Origin of the sequence: Chitinophaga sp. GbtcB8 (assembly GCF_019091455.1) — a bacterium.
Lineage (GTDB): Bacteria > Bacteroidota > Bacteroidia > Chitinophagales > Chitinophagaceae > Chitinophaga.
On record NZ_JAGXJN010000478.1, the window covers coordinates 1 to 232 of the forward strand.

Genomic DNA, 232 nt, shown 5'->3' on the forward strand with positions numbered 1-232 from the left:
CATCATATTGTGACCGATGGCTGGACTGTAAATATATTGTCCCGTGAGCTGGAAACGCTTTATGCAGCGGCATGCAAAGAAGATGTATTACCTCCGTTGCATTTGCAGTATAAGGTCTATGCGCATTTCATGAACAGCCCTGCTGTTGTTGAGAACCTGGCCTTAAACCGGCAATACTGGCAGCAGCAGTCTACTCGACCGGCGCCGTGGCTGGCAGTACCACTGGACTTTC

General features: G+C 50.0%; 1 protein-coding gene. It reads left to right on the forward strand.

Features of this window, described 5'->3' with window-relative positions; all coding sequences use genetic code 11:
- The coding region (locus KVT36_RS32355; RefSeq protein WP_217607532.1) for a condensation domain-containing protein at positions 1 to 232 on the forward strand (232 nt) is incomplete at both ends.